The organism is Pseudomonas fluorescens (genome assembly GCF_000968015.1).
GTDB lineage: Bacteria > Pseudomonadota > Gammaproteobacteria > Pseudomonadales > Pseudomonadaceae > Aquipseudomonas > Aquipseudomonas fluorescens_W.
This window is the reverse complement of record NZ_LACH01000034.1, coordinates 93,329-108,993: the sequence shown is the minus strand read 5'-3', so window position 1 is coordinate 108,993 and position 15,665 is coordinate 93,329. Positions and strand designations below refer to the sequence as shown.

13 protein-coding genes are annotated in these 15,665 nt (G+C 59.1%); 10 read left to right on the top strand and 3 right to left on the bottom strand.

Translation table 11 applies throughout. The annotated features are described in order from the left end of the window. Positions 1 to 6 precede the first annotated feature (6 nt). The 5 genes from VD17_RS16385 to VD17_RS16365 all read left to right on the top strand — a co-directional run bounded on the left by VD17_RS16385 (position 7) and on the right by VD17_RS16365 (position 5,619). Positions 7 to 648, top strand: a complete 642-nt coding sequence (locus VD17_RS16385; RefSeq protein WP_033061474.1) for a tetratricopeptide repeat protein — start codon at positions 7 to 9, stop codon at positions 646 to 648. Further along, positions 641 to 1,792, top strand: a complete 1,152-nt coding sequence (gene bamB, locus VD17_RS16380) for an outer membrane protein assembly factor BamB (protein ID WP_046054688.1) — start codon at positions 641 to 643, stop codon at positions 1,790 to 1,792. Before VD17_RS16385 ends, bamB begins: the two co-directional genes overlap by 8 nt. 139 nt (positions 1,793 to 1,931) lie before the next feature. Beyond that, entirely contained in the window at positions 1,932 to 3,401 is a 1,470-nt protein-coding gene (gene der / locus VD17_RS16375) for a ribosome biogenesis GTPase Der (protein WP_008147761.1), read from the top strand. Between the two features lie 290 nt (positions 3,402 to 3,691). Next, positions 3,692 to 4,840: a pyridoxal phosphate-dependent aminotransferase gene (locus VD17_RS16370; protein ID WP_046054687.1), complete on the top strand. Its 1,149-nt coding sequence runs from the start codon at positions 3,692 to 3,694 to the stop codon at positions 4,838 to 4,840. Next, on the top strand, positions 4,828 to 5,619 hold the full coding sequence (locus tag VD17_RS16365; protein WP_046054686.1) for an amidohydrolase: 792 nt from the start codon (positions 4,828 to 4,830) through the stop codon (positions 5,617 to 5,619). Before VD17_RS16370 ends, VD17_RS16365 begins: the two co-directional genes overlap by 13 nt. Positions 5,620 to 5,823: 204 nt before the next feature. Here VD17_RS16365 and leuA read toward each other — a convergent pair whose 3' ends face one another. Then, the gene (gene leuA / locus VD17_RS16360) at positions 5,824 to 7,503 is read right to left on the bottom strand and encodes a 2-isopropylmalate synthase (RefSeq protein ID WP_046054685.1); all 1,680 of its coding nucleotides are present in this window, start codon (positions 7,501 to 7,503) and stop codon (positions 5,824 to 5,826) included. Between the two features lie 398 nt (positions 7,504 to 7,901). Here leuA and VD17_RS16355 point away from each other — a divergent pair, with 398 nt between their 5' ends. Further along, complete coding sequence (locus VD17_RS16355) at positions 7,902 to 8,258, top strand: hypothetical protein (protein WP_046054684.1); 357 nt, start codon at positions 7,902 to 7,904, stop codon at positions 8,256 to 8,258. Positions 8,259 to 8,377: 119 nt separating this feature from the next. On the opposite strand, the gene VD17_RS16350 is transcribed toward VD17_RS16355, so the two are convergent. Together VD17_RS16350 and xseA are read right to left on the bottom strand one after the other, a co-directional pair. Continuing rightward, entirely contained in the window at positions 8,378 to 9,199 is an 822-nt protein-coding gene (locus tag VD17_RS16350; protein WP_046054683.1) for a M23 family metallopeptidase, read from the bottom strand. 3 nt (positions 9,200 to 9,202) lie between these two features. Next, positions 9,203 to 10,582 (bottom strand): exodeoxyribonuclease VII large subunit, encoded by a 1,380-nt coding sequence (gene xseA / locus VD17_RS16345; protein ID WP_033061484.1) that lies wholly within the window; start codon positions 10,580 to 10,582, stop codon positions 9,203 to 9,205. Between the two features lie 184 nt (positions 10,583 to 10,766). Here xseA and VD17_RS16340 point away from each other — a divergent pair, with 184 nt between their 5' ends. From VD17_RS16340 to guaA, 4 genes are all read left to right on the top strand, one after another. Then, the gene (locus VD17_RS16340; protein WP_046054682.1) at positions 10,767 to 11,534 is read left to right on the top strand and encodes a sulfite exporter TauE/SafE family protein; all 768 of its coding nucleotides are present in this window, start codon (positions 10,767 to 10,769) and stop codon (positions 11,532 to 11,534) included. A 163-nt stretch (positions 11,535 to 11,697) separates the two neighbouring features. Beyond that, entirely contained in the window at positions 11,698 to 12,246 is a 549-nt protein-coding gene (locus VD17_RS16335; RefSeq protein WP_046046046.1) for a hypothetical protein, read from the top strand. A 225-nt stretch (positions 12,247 to 12,471) separates the two neighbouring features. Continuing rightward, positions 12,472 to 13,941 (top strand): IMP dehydrogenase, encoded by a 1,470-nt coding sequence (guaB, locus tag VD17_RS16330; protein WP_008147785.1) that lies wholly within the window; start codon positions 12,472 to 12,474, stop codon positions 13,939 to 13,941. A gap of 99 nt (positions 13,942 to 14,040) precedes the next feature. After that, entirely contained in the window at positions 14,041 to 15,618 is a 1,578-nt protein-coding gene (gene guaA / locus VD17_RS16325) for a glutamine-hydrolyzing GMP synthase (RefSeq protein ID WP_046054681.1), read from the top strand. Positions 15,619 to 15,665 lie beyond the last annotated feature (47 nt).

Below are 15,665 nucleotides of genomic sequence, written 5' to 3'. Positions count from 1 at the left end.
ATTGGGGTGTCGAGTACCGAAGACGAACAGTTGTCGGATTTGAAGGACTGGTGGACACGCAACGGCAAGCCCCTGGTCACTGGCGGCCTGTTGGCGCTGGTCATCGTGTTCGGCTGGCAGGCCTTTCACAAGTATCAGAGCAATCAGTCGCAAGGCGCCTCGATGCTCTATCAGCAACTGCTGGAAACCACGCTGACGCCAGACGGCAAGCCTGATGCCGCCCGTGTTGCGGACCTGGCCGGCAAGCTCAACAGCGAGTTCGGCGGTAGCGCTTACGCGCAGTACGGCAGCCTGTTCGTGGCAAAAGTCGCGGTCGACAGCGGCAAGCTGGATGACGCAGCCAGCGAGCTGAAAGCCATTGTCGCCAAACCGGCCAACCCGGCGCTGGGCGAAATTGCCCGTCAGCGCCTGGCGCAGGTGCTGGCCGCGCAGAACAAGGCCGATGAAGCCCTGAAACTGCTCGAAGGCGATGCCGATAAAGCATTCCTGGCCACTCGCGAAGAACTCAAAGGCGACCTGCTGGTGCAGTTGGGTCGTACCGACGAAGCGAACGCGGCGTATCAAAAAGCCAAGGCGGCACTGTCGGATGAAGCGGCAGTGGGTGGCCTACAAATCAAGCTGGACGACCTGGCCAAAGGGGATGCGTGACGTGATTCGTTGGAAACATGCAGCATTGCTGACTCTGGCCATATTGGCCGCGGGTTGCAGCAGCAACAGCAAAAAAGAACTGCCACCGGCCGAGTTGACCGACTTCAAAGAAGAAGTGGTTCTGCAAAAGCAGTGGAGTCGTTCGATCGGTGACGGTCAGGGCGATTCGTACAACATGCTGGTTCCGGCGATCGATGGCGATACCATCTATGCCGCCGACGTCACCGGCGTGGTGATGGCGATGGATCGCAGCAATGGCGACGTCAAATGGAAGAAAGATCTCGAACTGTCTGTTTCCGGCGCTGTCGGCGTCAGTTACGGTCTGCTCCTGATCGGTACGATCAAGGGTGAAATCGTTGCCCTGGACGCCATCAACGGTGAAGAGAAATGGCGCGCTCGCGTGTCCAGTGAAGTCCTCGCACCGCCGGCCAATAACGGTGATGTCGTTGTAGTTCAGACTCAGGATGACCGTCTGATCGGTCTGGATGCCGCTACCGGCACCCAGCGCTGGTTGTATGACAGTACTCCGGCGGTATTGACCCTGCGCGGCACCAGTGCGCCGATCGTCACCAACCGCCTCGCAGTGGCTGGCCTGTCGACCGGTAAAGTGGTCGCTCTCGATATTTCCAACGGCGTGCCGGTATGGGAACAACGTGTAGCGATTCCACAAGGTCGTTCGGAACTGGAGCGCGTTGTCGATATCGACGGCGGCCTGCTGCTGTCCGGCGGTACGCTGTATGTCGCCAGCTATCAGGGTCGCGTTGCGGCACTGGATCTGGAAAGCGGTCGTCAACTCTGGCAGCGTGATGCTTCCAGCTATGCCGGTGTCGCCCAGGGTTTTGGCAACGTCTACGTGAGCCTGTCTTCGGGCACCGTTGAAGGCGTCGACGAACGTTCCACCACAGCCTTGTGGAGCAACGATTCGCTGGCCCGTCGTCAACTGTCGGCTCCGGAAGTGTTCTCCAGCTATGTTGCAGTCGGTGATATGGAAGGTTACCTGCATCTGCTGAGCCAGGTGGACGGTCGTTTCGTCGGCCGCGAGCGCATCGACAGCGACGGCCTGCGTGCCCGTCCGCTGGTGGTGGGTGACACGATTTATGTGTATGGCAACAGTGGCAAGCTGGAAGCCCTGACCATTAAGTAAAGGTTTGACTATGCTTGGGGTTAAACCCCAGGCAGCCCCGTTCGACGGGGTTCGCAGCGCCCTCAAGCGCTGCCCCGAGCACCAGCCGCTGCCTCGCAGCGGCTTTTGTATTTTCTGAAATAACGAAGTGGAGAGCCGCATGGTTCCCGTAATCGCCCTGGTGGGCCGACCGAACGTCGGCAAGTCCACCTTGTTCAACCGCCTGACCAGGACCCGTGACGCCATCGTTGGCGACTTGTCCGGTCTGACCCGTGATCGCCAATACGGTGAGGCCAAGTGGCAAGGGCGTTCCTACATTCTGGTCGACACCGGCGGTATCTCCGGTGACGAGCACGGTATGGACGAAAAAATGGCCGAGCAGTCGCTGCTGGCCATTGAAGAAGCCGATGTCGTTCTGTTCCTGGTAGATGCCAAGGCCGGTTTCACCGCCGCCGACCAGATGATCGCCGAGCATTTGCGCAAACGTAACAAGCGTTCCTACGTGGTTGCCAACAAGGTCGACAACATCGACCCTGAAATGGCCCGCGCCGAATTCGCCCCGTTGGGCATGGGCCACGCGATTCCGATCGCCGGTGCTCATGGTCGTGGCATCACCCAGATGCTGGAAATCGCCCTCAGCGACTTCCCGAAAGACGATGACGAGCTGGAAGAAGGCGAGGAAGAGATCGTTGCCGAAGGCGAGGAAGCCAAGCGCATTCCTGGCCCTAGCGAAAAAGACGGGATCAAGATCGCGATCATCGGCCGCCCGAACGTCGGCAAGTCGACCCTGGTCAATCGCATGCTCGGTGAAGACCGGGTAATCGTCTATGACGAGCCCGGCACCACCCGCGACAGTATCTACATCCCGTTCGAGCGTAACGACGAGAAGTACACGCTGATCGACACCGCCGGTGTGCGCAAGCGCGGCAAGATCCACGAAGAAGTCGAAAAATTCTCCGTGGTCAAAACCCTGCAAGCGATCAAAGACGCCAACGTTGTGATCTTTGTGATGGACGCCCGCGAAGGCGTGGTCGATCACGATCTCAACCTGCTGGGCTTCGCCATTGAGTCGGGTCGTGCGCTGGTGATCGCGATCAACAAGTGGGACGGCATGACGCCGAGCGAGCGAGACTTCGTGAAGGTCGAGCTGCAACGTCGACTGTTCTTCGTTGACTACGCCGACATTCACTTCATCTCGGCCCTGCACGGCACGGGCGTGGGCAACCTCTACGCCTCCGTACAGAACTCGTTCAAGTCGGCGGTCACCCGCTGGCCAACCAACCGCCTGACCACGATTCTGGAAGATGCGGTTGGTGAGCACGCGCCACCGATGGTCAACAACCGTCGGATCAAGCTGCGTTATGCCCACTTGGGTGGTGCGAACCCGCCGATCATCGTGATTCACGGTAACCAGATCGAGAAAGTGCCGAAGTCTTACGTGCGCTATCTGGAAAACACTTACCGTCGCGTGTTGAAGCTGGTCGGTACGCCGATCCGCATCGAGTTCAAGGGCGGCGAGAACCCGTACGAAGGCAACAAGACCTCGCTCACCGACCGTCAGGTCAACAAGAAGCGTCGCATGATGTCGCACCACAAGAAAGCCGACAAAAAGCGCCGCGACAAGCGTTGATTCACAACCCCACACCTTTGTGTGTGGGGCTGTTGTGGCGAGGGGATTTATCCCCGTTCGACTGCGCAGCAGTCGTAAAACCAGCTCCGCGGTCAATCTGACTGACCGCAGTGGATGGTTTTGGGGCGGCTACGCCACCCAACGGGGATAAATCCCCTCACCACAGAGTAATGCGGTGATGTTTTGAAAGAAGGGCGCCAGCAGGCGCCCTTTTTTTATGGGCGCTGGATGGGCTATTCTCGGGCTCTCCCGCGCCGCCGTAGAGCCGGGTGTAGAGCAGGGACTCACCGATGATCACCAGTAAGCTGCCGAATGTCGGCATCACTATCTTCACTCAGATGTCTCAGCTTGCGGCGCAAACCGGGGCGCTGAACCTGTCCCAGGGTTTTCCCGATTTCGATGCCCCGCAGGCCCTGTGCGATGCGGTCGGTCGGCATATCGCCAATGGCCACAACCAGTATTCGCCGATGACCGGCCTTCCTGCATTGCGTCAGCAGATTGCGGCGAAGATCGCCCGCAGCTATGGCGTCAATGTGGATGCCGACCATGAAGTGACCGTCACGCCCGGTGCCACCCAGGCGATCTTTTGCGCCATTCAAGCGGTTATCCACAGCGGAGACGAAGTGATCGTCTTCGATCCGGCCTACGACAGTTATGAACCTTCGGTTGAACTGGCCGGTGGTCGCTGCGTTCACGTGCAGTTGGGCCTGAATGACTTCGCCATCGACTTCCAGAAGCTCGGTGAAGCCATTACCCCACGCACGCGGATGATCATCCTCAACACCCCACATAACCCAAGCGGCGCGCTGATCAATCGTGCCGAACTGGATCAGCTGGCGGCGTTGATTCGCGACCGCGACATCTATGTCATCAGCGATGAGGTCTACGAACACCTGGTGTTCGATGGCGTGCCTCACGTCAGCGTGCTGAATCACGAAGAGCTGTACCCGCGTGCTTTCGTGGTCAGCTCCTTCGGCAAGACCTATCACGTCACTGGCTGGAAAACCGGCTACGTGGTTGCACCGCCGGCCCTCACCGCCGAGCTGCGCAAGGTTCACCAATACGTCAGTTTCTGCGGCGTGACGCCACTGCAATATGCCTTGGCCGACTTCATGGCCGAGCATCCGGAACACGTCGAAGAACTGCCGGCTTTCTATCAGGCCAAGCGCGACCTGTTCTGCGATCTGTTGGCGCCGTCGCGCTTCAGTTTCACCCGAGTGACCGGCACGTATTTCCAGTTGGTCGATTACTCGCAGATCCGCCCGGACCTCAATGATGTCGAGATGGCGTTGTGGATGACCCGCGAACATGGCGTGGCGAGCATCCCGATCTCTGTGTTCTACCAGACCCCGCCCGAAGGCCAGCGCCTGGTGCGCCTGTGCTTCGCCAAGCGCGAGGAGACCCTGCGTGAAGCAGCGGCAAAATTATGCGTGATCTGAGTGCGCTACCCAATCTGAACATCGCGCTGATCCAGACCACCCTGGCCTGGCACGATCGTCAGGCCAATCTGGAGCATTTCGAGTCATTGCTGGAACAGGCTCGCGGCGCTGACCTGATCATCCTGCCGGAGATGTTCACTACCGGCTTTTCGATGGAATCGGAGACCCTCGCCGAGTCGGAAAACGGTCCGACCAGCAAATGGCTGCGGGTTCAGGCGGCGAAACTGGATGCGGTGATCACTGGCAGCGTGATCGTCCAGGCCGCTGACGGCAGCCATCGCAATCGCCTGTTGTGGGCGCGGCCGGACGGGGAGGTGTGGCACTACGACAAGCGGCATCTGTTCCGCATGGCCGGCGAGCACAACCACTTCACGCCTGGCGAGCGTCAGGTGCAGTTCGAACTCAAGGGCTGGCGGGTGCGTCCGCTGATTTGCTACGACCTGCGCTTCCCGGTGTGGAGCCGCGATGCTCAGGACACCGATTTGCTGCTGTACACCGCGAACTGGCCGGGAGCACGGCGTCAGCACTGGAACCGTTTGCTGCCAGCGCGGGCGATCGAAAACCTTTGCTACGTGGCGGCGGTGAATCGCATTGGTACTGACGGCAAAGGTTTTGCGTATACCGGCGACAGCCAGGTGCTGGATTTCCAGGGTGAGACGTTACTCAGTGCGGGCGAAGCCGATGGCGTGTTTCAGGTCGTTCTGAACGCTGCAGATCTTCAGGCTTATCGAACACGCTTTCCAGCGAACCTGGATGCCGATACGTTCGAGTTCACCTGAGATATTCGCTGCCTGAGCCGGCCTCATCGCGAGCAGGCTCACTCCCACAGGAGGCTTCGGGTACACACAAAATCTCTATTCACACGATCCACTGTGGGAGCGAGCTTGCTCGCGATGAGGCCGTGACAGGCAACACAAAAATCGCAGGCAAACAAAAAGGCCCCGAGGTTCGCACCTCGGGGCCTTTTGCGTTTCAGCGAAGGCTTACGCCGCTTTCGCTTCCGGCTGGCTCAGGGAGCGGTTCAGTGCGCTGAACAGGGCCTTGAAGCTGGCGGTGGTGATGTTTTCATCGATACCGACGCCGTGCACTGCACGTTCACCGTTCACACGCAACTCGATGTAGGCCGCCGCCTTGGCGTTGGTGCCCGAACCGATGGCGTGTTCGTTGTAGTCCATGATTTCAACCGGAATCGGCAGACCGGCCACCAGCGCTTCCAGGGCACCGTTGCCCTTGCCACGCCAGTGCAGGTTGGTTTCGCCCTGGCCTTTGCCCGAGACTTCCACTTCGACGGCACTGTGACCGTTTTCTTCCTGCAGGCGATGGCTGACCAGCGCGTACGGGGTGTTGGCCTGCAAGTACTCGCTGTGCAGCAGCGCGTGGATCTGCTGAGCCGTCATCTCGAGGCCCAGACGGTCGGTTTCACGCTGCACAACCTGGCTGAACTCGATTTGCATGCGACGCGGCAAGCTGATGCCGTATTCCTGTTCCAGCAGGTAAGCGATACCGCCCTTGCCCGACTGGCTGTTGACGCGGATGACCGCCTCGTAGCTGCGGCCGATGTCGGCCGGGTCGATCGGCAAGTACGGCACTTCCCACAGGCCGTCCGGTTTCTGCTGGGCGAAGCCCTTGCGGATGGCGTCTTGGTGGGAGCCGGAGAACGCGGTGTGAACCAGGTCGCCGACGTACGGGTGACGTGGGTGCACCTGGATCTGGTTGCATTCTTCGACGACTTTGCGCACGCCGTCGATGTCGGAGAAGTCCAGCTCAGGGTGAATGCCCTGGGTGTAGAGGTTCAATGCCACGGTCACGAGGTCGACGTTACCGGTACGTTCGCCGTTGCCGAACAGGCAGCCTTCGACACGGTCGGCGCCGGCCATCAGGCCCAGTTCGGTAGCCGCAACGCCAGTGCCACGGTCGTTGTGGGTGTGCAGGCTGATGATCACGCTGTCACGACGGTTGATGTGACGGCCGAACCATTCGATCTGGTCGGCATAGATGTTCGGGGTCGCGCATTCGACGGTGGCTGGCAGGTTGAGAATCACCTTGTGCTCAGGCGTCGGGTTCCAGACTTCGATGACGGCGTCGCAGACTTCTTTGGCGAACTCGAGCTCAGTGGCGCTGAAGGTTTCTGGCGAGTACTCGAAGGTCCACTCGGTGTTGGGCTGCTGGGCGGCATATTTGACGAACAGCTTGGCCGCGTTCACGGCGATGGCCTTGACCCCTTCCTTGTCTTGGTTGAAGACAATGCGACGGAAGGAAGGGGAGGTCGCGTTGTACAGGTGAACGATGGCTTTCTTCGCGCCGCGCAGGGATTCGAAGGTGCGCTCGATCAAGTCTTCACGGCCCTGGGTCAACACCTGGATGGTGGTGTCGTCCGGGATGTGGTTGCCTTCGATCAGGGTGCGCACGAAGTCGAAGTCGGTTTGCGAGGCCGCAGGGAACGACGCTTCGATTTCTTTCACGCCCACCGACACCAGGGTTTTCCAGAAACGCAGCTTCTTGACCGCGTCCATTGGCTCGATCAGCGACTGGTTGCCATCACGAAGGTCGGAGCTGCACCAGATCGGCGCGGCGGTGATGGTCTTCGACGGCCAGGTGCGGTCCGGGATATCGATGGTCGGGAAGGCGCGGTATTTCGAAGACGGGTCTTTGAGCATGCTCATCGGGAAATCCTTATTGTGTGGGCCGAAAAAAGGCGGCCTGCCGGTGGATCAAATGTTCTGGGGATAAAGCGTAGGACGAGGCACCGCGATTCAGCCTGGCAGTCGTGCACTGACAAGGCACAAGCTGCGGTGCTGGCGAAGCTGAATGAGGGTGTGAGAGGTTTTCATGCCTTCAACCCTAACCGCGAGGGTGAAGGATGGCAAGCGGTCGAAAAAAATTGAGAGGAATCCTCTAAAAGTCGTTCTTATCGAGATTTTATTGCGGTGAACGGCGGTGATTGTTTTTATGTTTGCGCGAGGTTTGAGCGATGCGCAATTGAAGGGTTTCGGTGATGGGGCGTGTCAGCGCGGCTATTCTTAAAGCCTCACCAAGGACTACTGGCAGGCAGGAGTCGACCATGAACGAGTCGGATTGGAAGCTTTATAGCGCACTGCGTCCGTTGGCCCATGAGCGGCTATGCATCCGGATCATGGAAGAGGTCGAGCGCATAGTGCTGGATAAAAGCATTGCGCCTTACGAGCGTATTGAAACCAGTGAGGAAAGGCTGAAGGCGGGTCAACAGGAGCTGTATTGGGCGTTTGGCGTTTTCCCTCACTTACGCAATGAGGCACCTGCTCACTTGCTGGGGTTGTGTACTCATGAGTTGATCAGCGCTGAAGAGTTGGCGGGCTTCTCACCGGAAACCCAGGCTTGGATCAAGGAATGCCTGGCGCACCGGGAAATTCATGGGATTGAGGACCTGGAGGCTGAATAGGTGGTGTCTGTTATGCCGCCATCGCGAGCAGGCTCACTCCTACATTGGATTTGTGTACGCCATAGATCACCTGTAGGAGTGAGCCTGCTCGCGATGAGGCCAGCAGCCTCAACAACTATTTATGGTTGAAATGCACCGATGAAAATCGCGGGATCAACCCGCGCATCATTCAGGCTGACATTCCAGTGCATATGCGGCCCGGTCGCGCGCCCGGTGGCACCCACTTTTCCGACCACTCCACCACGGGCCAATTGCTGGCCAACCTTCACATCGATTTTCGACATGTGGCAGAACATGCTGATAAAGCCCTGCCCGTGATCGACGAACACCGTGTTGCCGTTGAAAAAGTAGTTGCCGATCAGGATCACCTTACCCGCCGCCGGGGTCTTGATCGGCGTACCGGCAGGCACGGCGAAGTCCAGGCCCGCGTGAGGATTACGCTCTTCACCATTGAAGAAACGGCGCACGCCGAACTTGCTCGACAGCGGGCCGTTGACCGGTTTGTCCAGCAGCAGGTTACTCGGGGTGTTCGGGCTGAAGCTGCGGTAAGCCTGGATCTGTTCGGCCAATTCACCCTCGATGCGCTTGAGATTCTCCGGGTTCGGATTGACCTGCTGTGTGTTCTTCAACGTGATGTGCTGTTCCGGGTATTTCTTGTTACCCACGTTGAAACTCAGAGTGCGGCCGCCACTGCTGAGCTGCTGAGTGCCCGGTTTAACTGTCAGCGGCACACCGACAATCGCCAGCCAGTTGTTCTGTTCCTTGACCACCAGCACAGGCTTGCCTTGATAACTGGCCTTCGGCGCCTGCGCAGAGGTACCCAGATCCACCACGGCCACGCCGCCCGGCACCGGTTTGTTCAACAGGCGGGTGATGTAACTGTCGGCGTGGGCGTTGAAGGTCAGGCACAGCAACAGCAGCGGAGCTAAAAAACGCGGCATGGATCAATCCAGTAAAGAAAGGGTGACAGGCGTCAGGTGATTGTCTTCGACCCGCACTTGCAGTTCGCCTTCGCCAAGTCTGGCTTTTAGACGCTGACCATTGTGGGTTTGCGCGGCGTTGCGGATCGCGTTGCCGCGTTCGTCCAGCAAAATGCTGTAGCCACGGCCAAGGGTCGCCAAAGGGCTGACCACATGCAGCGTCTGCATCTGGCTTTGCAGTTGCAGGCGACGGGATTTGAGCCCTTCGCGCATGGCACGGGGCAGGCGTTCGGCAAGGCTGTCGAGGCGCTGACGGAGCATCGCCAGTTGCCGTCCCGGGTGTTGCCCGGCGAGGCGGGTTTCCAGACGGATCAACCGTTCGCGACGGGTATTGAGGCTGCGTTCGAACGCGCGGCGCATGCGCATGTCCAGATCATCCAGGCGTTGCGCTTGCTGGCGCAGACGTTCGCCGGGATGACGCAAGCGGCGGGACATGCCTTCCAGGCGCAGCCGATCACGCATCAAGCGATCTCGGATGCGCATCACCAGCCGTCGATGCAGGCTTTCGACCCGGCGGACCAGGTCACTGGAATCCGGCGCGAGCAGTTCGGCGGCGGCGGACGGCGTCGGGGCGCGGACGTCGGCCACGAAGTCACTGATCGACACGTCGGTTTCATGGCCGACGGCGCTGACAATCGGTGTCACACAGGCATCCACGGCGCGGGCTACGGCTTCTTCGTTGAAGCACCAGAGGTCTTCCAGCGAACCGCCGCCACGGGCCAGGATCAACGCGTCGAAACCACGGGCGTCCGCCAGTTTCAATGCGCGGACAATCTGCGCAGTGGCTTCGCGGCCCTGCACGGCAGTGGGGATCAACGTCAGTTGAATCTGCGGCGCACGACGGCGGAATACGCTGATGATGTCGCGAATCACCGCGCCGGTGGGCGAGCTGATGATGCCGATGCGTTGCGGATGCGCCGGCAGCGGCACTTTGCGTTCGGCGCTGAACAGGCCTTCGGCGCTGAGTTTTTCCTTCAGTGCATCGAACGCCAGACGCAGCGCACCGTCACCGGCCGGCTCCACGGTATCGAGGATCAGCTGATAGTCGCCGCGGCCCTCGAACAGCGAAACTTTGCCGCGGACCTTGACCGCCAGGCCGTCCTTTAACGCCTGACGAACCCGCGCCGCGTTCTGCCGGAACAGTGCGCAACGCACCTGGGCACCGCTGTCCTTGAGGGTGAAATACACGTGGCCGGACGCCGGGCGGGCCAGGTTGGAGATTTCGCCTTCGACCCAGATGTTGCTGAACACGTCTTCGAGCAACACCCGCGCGCGGCCGTTGAGCTGGCTGACAGTCAGGACTTCACGGTCCAGGCCGAGTCTTGCAAAGGGATCTTTAATCATGGGGCGCAGTTTAAAGGCATTCGAGGATCAATCTCCATGAATCAGCGAAATTCCCCTGTAGGAGTGAGCCTGCTCGCGATAGCGGTGTATCAGTCGACAACAGTATTGAATGCTAAACCGCTATCGCGAGCAGGCTCACTCCTACAAGGGTAAAGTCGGGGCCCGGACTCAAGGAAGACATGCAATGAATGCATTCGAGTTGTTGAACCAATGGCCATTCGGCGCTACGGACTGGCTGGTAATCGCGTTGGGCATTGCCCTGGCCTACATCGTGTTCGGTATTGCCGGTTTCGGTACCGCGTTGGTGGCCGGGCCGATATTGATCCTGTTCATGCCGCTGTCGAAGATCGTGCCGCTGTTGGTGCTGCTGGATTTCGTCGCGGCATTTGGCAATTTGCTGCCTTCGCGACGGGATGTGGCGAAGCCTGAGTTGCTGCGGCTGCTGCCGTGCATGGCGGTGGGCTGCACGCTGGGGGTTGTTTTTCTACTGAATCTGAAATCCGATGTGTTGTTGCTATTGATGGGGCTGTTTATCAGCACCTACGCGATTTACAGCCTGTGGGTCAAAACCCGTCCGACACAATTGTCCGCCGCTTGGGCCGTGCCGATGGGCACGGTGGGCGGGATGTTTGGGGCATTGTTTGGCAGTGGCGGCTTTTTATATGCGATCTATTTGAACAGTCGCCTGCCCAAAGAGGCGGCCCGGGCGACCCAGAGTGCGCTGATCAGTTGCAGCACCGTGGTGCGCTTGAGCCTGTTTGCTGTCGCGGGTGTGTATGCCGAGCTACCCTTATTGTTATTAGCGCTGTGTTTATTGCCGGCCATGGCATTGGGGCTGTGGATCGGCCGGCGGTTGACCATGAGGTTGTCCCGCGAGGCGTTTGTGCGGCTGGTGACCTGGTTGGTGCTCGCCAGCGGAATTGCCTTGGTCGGACGCTATCTGAGCACTTGACCTGAGAGTGTCAGGGATTAAGCTGCCGCCCGCAAACCCTGTAGGAGTGAGCCTGCTCGCGATAGCGGTTTAACATTCAATAATGTTGTCGACTGATACACCGCGATCGCGAGCAGGCTCACTCCTACCGGGGTGAACATTCAGTATTTGCAGGCTTGTGCCCATGAATTCGCAAAGCATTATTGTCCCGAAAATCTCCACACTGCCGGTGCACGAACCCCGGGCCCGGGCGGTCGTGCGTTGGCTGGTGCGCAAGAACATCATTAAAGAAGAACTGACCACGTGTGGCCGCACTGGCAACCGCATGGCTCATGCCATCGCCGACGGTGCCCGCGCTGTAGTGCTGCATCCTGAAGCGCTGCCGTTCGGCGAACCGATCAATGGCCTGGAAATCATCACCAAGCGCTGCATCTATACGCCGGCCAAGGGTTTCCTTGAAGAGGCGGGTTGCGCCGAGTGCCGCAAGGAAGTCGGCGAAGCGCTGTTCGAAAGCCTGGAAGACTGGATGCCGGGGCGCACCGATAACTTCACGTGTCCGGAGTGCGGGCATGAAGATGACATCAACGGCTTTCTTTTCCTGCAGGAATGCGGCTTTTCCAACCTGGGCTTTATCTTCAACAACTGGGCCGAGGCCGGGTTCAAACAGAGCTTTATCGACGAATTTGCCGATTGGCTCGATCAGCCTGTCAGTTGGGTGAAAGTCGAATTGTGAATGCGATACCCGAGTAGGAGCTGCCGAAGGCTGCGATCTTTTGATCTTGAAATTTTTAGCCGCGCCGAAAATCAAGATCAAAAGATCGCAGCCTTCGGCAGCTCCTACGCGGCAATAACCCCCGTATATCAGTAATGCTAATAATAGACAGAGTTTTACATTGAACCCGAGGGGGTGTCTGACTATAATGGCGCGCTTCCATTTTCCCGCTCGGGAGCCCCCGCGATGCTGCGTATCAGCCAAGAAGCTCTGACATTCGACGACATTCTCCTAGTGCCTGGTTATTCCGAGGTGCTTCCTAACGAAGTCAGTCTCAAGACCCGCCTAACCCGTGGCATCGAGCTGAATATTCCTCTGGTTTCTGCCGCCATGGACACCGTTACTGAAGCCCGTCTGGCAATTGCCATGGCTCAGGAAGGTGGCATCGGCATTATCCACAAGAACATGACCATCGAGCAGCAAGCTGCCGAAGTGCGCAAGGTCAAGCGTTATGAGGCCGGCGTGGTCAAGGACCCGATCACCATCGAGGCTGACGCCACGGTTCGTGAACTGTTCGAACTGACCCGCATGCACAACATCTCCGGCGTTCCGGTACTGCACGATGGCGACCTGGTCGGCATCGTCACTTCCCGTGACGTACGATTCGAAAACCGTCTGGACGCCAGCGTCCGTGAAGTGATGACGCCTAAAGAGCGTCTGGTCACGGTCAAGGAAGGCGCCGACAAGAACGACGTCCGCGAGTTGTTGCACAAACACCGCATTGAACGCGTTCTGATCGTCGACGACAAATTTGCCCTCAAAGGCATGATGACCGTCAACGACATCGAAAAAGCCAAGGCTTACCCGCTGGCCAGCAAGGACGATCAAGGTCGTCTGCGTGTTGGCGCTGCTGTCGGTACCGGTAAAGACACCGGTGATCGCGTAGCCGCCCTGGTCAATGCCGGCGTTGACGTAGTGGTGGTCGACACCGCTCACGGTCATTCCAAAGGTGTGATCGACCGCGTTCGCTGGGTCAAACAGAATTTCCCTGAAGTGCAGGTCATCGGCGGCAACATCGCCACCGGCGCTGCCGCCAAGGCTCTGGCCGAAGCGGGCGCCGATGCGGTCAAGGTCGGTATCGGCCCAGGCTCGATCTGCACCACCCGTATCGTCGCTGGTGTCGGCGTCCCGCAAATCAGCGCCATCGCCAACGTCGCCGCTGCCCTCGAAGGCACTGGCGTTCCGTTGATCGCCGACGGCGGCATCCGTTTCTCCGGTGACCTGTCCAAGGCCATCGTTGCCGGTGCTTCCTGCGTGATGATGGGCTCGATGTTCGCCGGTACTGAAGAAGCGCCGGGCGAGATCGAACTGTTCCAGGGGCGTTCGTACAAGGCTTACCGCGGCATGGGTTCGCTGGGCGCCATGTCCCAGGCTCAAGGCTCCTCCGACCGTTACTTCCAGGACTCCTCGGCAGGCGCCGAGAAACTGGTTCCGGAAGGTATCGAAGGGCGTGTTCCTTACAAGGGCACACTGAGCGCCATCATCCATCAACTGATGGGCGGCCTGCGTTCCTCGATGGGTTACACCGGCAGTGCCGACATCGAAGAAATGCGCACCAAGCCTGAGTTCGTGCGGATCACCGGCGCTGGCATGGCCGAGTCCCACGTTCACGACGTACAGATCACCAAAGAAGCGCCAAACTACCGCGTAGGTTGAGCCTTCCAGCAATAAGTTAAGTAACCGGGGCTGTTTTATTCAGCCCCGAGTTGTTTCTGAATCACGACTGTTTCTGAATTACTTAGACGAGACTGAATCATGGCCCTCGACATTCACGCTCACCGCATCCTGATCCTCGACTTCGGTTCCCAGTACACCCAGCTGATTGCCCGCCGCGTGCGTGAAATCGGCGTGTACTGCGAACTGCATCCGTTCGATATGGATGAAGACGCGATTCGCGAATTCGCTCCAAAAGGCGTCATTCTCGCCGGCGGCCCCGAGTCCGTACACGAAGCTAACAGCCCTCGCTGCCCGCAAGCTGTGTTTGACCTGGGCGTACCGGTCTTCGGTATCTGCTACGGTATGCAGACCATGGCTGAACAGCTGGGTGGCAAGGTTGAAGGTTCCGAACTGCGTGAGTTCGGTTACGCCCGTGTCGACGTGGTCGGCAAGAGCCGTCTGCTCGACGGCATCGAAGACCACATCGACGCCGACGGCCTGTTCGGCCTCGACGTATGGATGAGTCACGGTGACAAGGTCACCAAGATGCCTCAGGAGTTCCACATCCTGGCCAGCACCCCAAGCTGCCCGATCGCTGGCATGTTCGACGATGCTCGTGGCTACTACGGCGTGCAGTTCCACCCGGAAGTGACCCACACCAAGCAGGGCGGTCGCATCCTCTCGCGCTTTATCCTCGACATCTGCGGCTGCGAAGCCTTGTGGACGCCTTCGAAGATTGCTGAAGACGCCATCGCCAACATTCGCGCCCAGGTCGGTACCGACAACGTACTGCTCGGCCTGTCCGGCGGCGTTGACTCCTCGGTGGTCGCCGCGTTGCTGCACAAAGCCATCGGCGACCAGCTGACCTGCGTCTTCGTCGACAACGGCCTGCTGCGTCTGCATGAAGGCGAGCAAGTGATGGCCATGTTCGCCGAGAACATGGGCGTCAAAGTGATTCGCGCCAACGCCGAAGATCAGTTCCTGAACAACCTGGCTGGCGAAAGCGATCCAGAGAAAAAGCGCAAAATCATCGGCCGTACCTTCATCGACGTATTCGATGCCCAGTCCAACAAACTGGACAACATCAAGTACCTCGCCCAAGGCACCATCTACCCGGACGTGATCGAGTCGGCTGGCGCCAAAAGCGGCAAGGCTCACGTGATCAAGTCGCACCACAACGTGGGTGGCCTGCCGGAAGAAATGAACCTCAAGCTGGTTGAACCCCTGCGCGAGCTGTTCAAGGACGAAGTCCGTCGTCTGGGCCTGGAACTCGGCCTGCCGTACGACATGGTCTACCGTCACCCGTTCCCGGGCCCGGGCCTGGGCGTGCGGATCCTCGGTGAAGTGAAGAAGGAATACGCCGACCTGCTGCGTCGCGCCGACCACATCTTCATCGAAGAACTGCGCAAGGCCGACTGGTACCACAAGGTCAGCCAGGCGTTCGTGGTGTTCCAGCCGGTGAAATCGGTTGGCGTTGTCGGCGATGGCCGTCGTTACGCCTGGGTTGTTGCCCTGCGTGCCGTAGAAACCATCGACTTCATGACCGCACGTTGGGCACACCTGCCTTACGAACTGCTGGAAACCGTCAGCGGCCGCATCATCAATGAAATCGAAGGCATCTCCCGCGTTACTTATGACGTGTCGAGCAAGCCGCCAGCGACCATTGAGTGGGAATAATCCCGCGCTAGCCTTGATGGCTTGATCGCAGGTAACTGAAAAGGCCG

Bases quoted from the DNA above. Each gene is read 5' to 3' on its own strand.
- bamB (WP_046054688.1), top strand. From the start codon at position 641: ATGCGTGACGTGATTCGTTGGAAACATGCAGCATTGCTGACTCTGGCC.
- der (WP_008147761.1), top strand. From the start codon at position 1,932: ATGGTTCCCGTAATCGCCCTGGTGGGCCGACCGAACGTCGGCAAGTCC.
- VD17_RS16370 (WP_046054687.1), top strand. From the start codon at position 3,692: ATGATCACCAGTAAGCTGCCGAATGTCGGCATCACTATCTTCACTCAG.
- VD17_RS16365 (WP_046054686.1), top strand. From the start codon at position 4,828: ATGCGTGATCTGAGTGCGCTACCCAATCTGAACATCGCGCTGATCCAG.
- leuA (WP_046054685.1), bottom strand. From the start codon at position 7,503: ATGAGCATGCTCAAAGACCCGTCTTCGAAATACCGCGCCTTCCCGACC.
- VD17_RS16355 (WP_046054684.1), top strand. From the start codon at position 7,902: ATGAACGAGTCGGATTGGAAGCTTTATAGCGCACTGCGTCCGTTGGCC.
- VD17_RS16350 (WP_046054683.1), bottom strand. From the start codon at position 9,199: ATGCCGCGTTTTTTAGCTCCGCTGCTGTTGCTGTGCCTGACCTTCAAC.
- xseA (WP_033061484.1), bottom strand. From the start codon at position 10,582: ATGATTAAAGATCCCTTTGCAAGACTCGGCCTGGACCGTGAAGTCCTG.
- VD17_RS16340 (WP_046054682.1), top strand. From the start codon at position 10,767: ATGAATGCATTCGAGTTGTTGAACCAATGGCCATTCGGCGCTACGGAC.
- VD17_RS16335 (WP_046046046.1), top strand. From the start codon at position 11,698: ATGAATTCGCAAAGCATTATTGTCCCGAAAATCTCCACACTGCCGGTG.
- guaB (WP_008147785.1), top strand. From the start codon at position 12,472: ATGCTGCGTATCAGCCAAGAAGCTCTGACATTCGACGACATTCTCCTA.
- guaA (WP_046054681.1), top strand. From the start codon at position 14,041: ATGGCCCTCGACATTCACGCTCACCGCATCCTGATCCTCGACTTCGGT.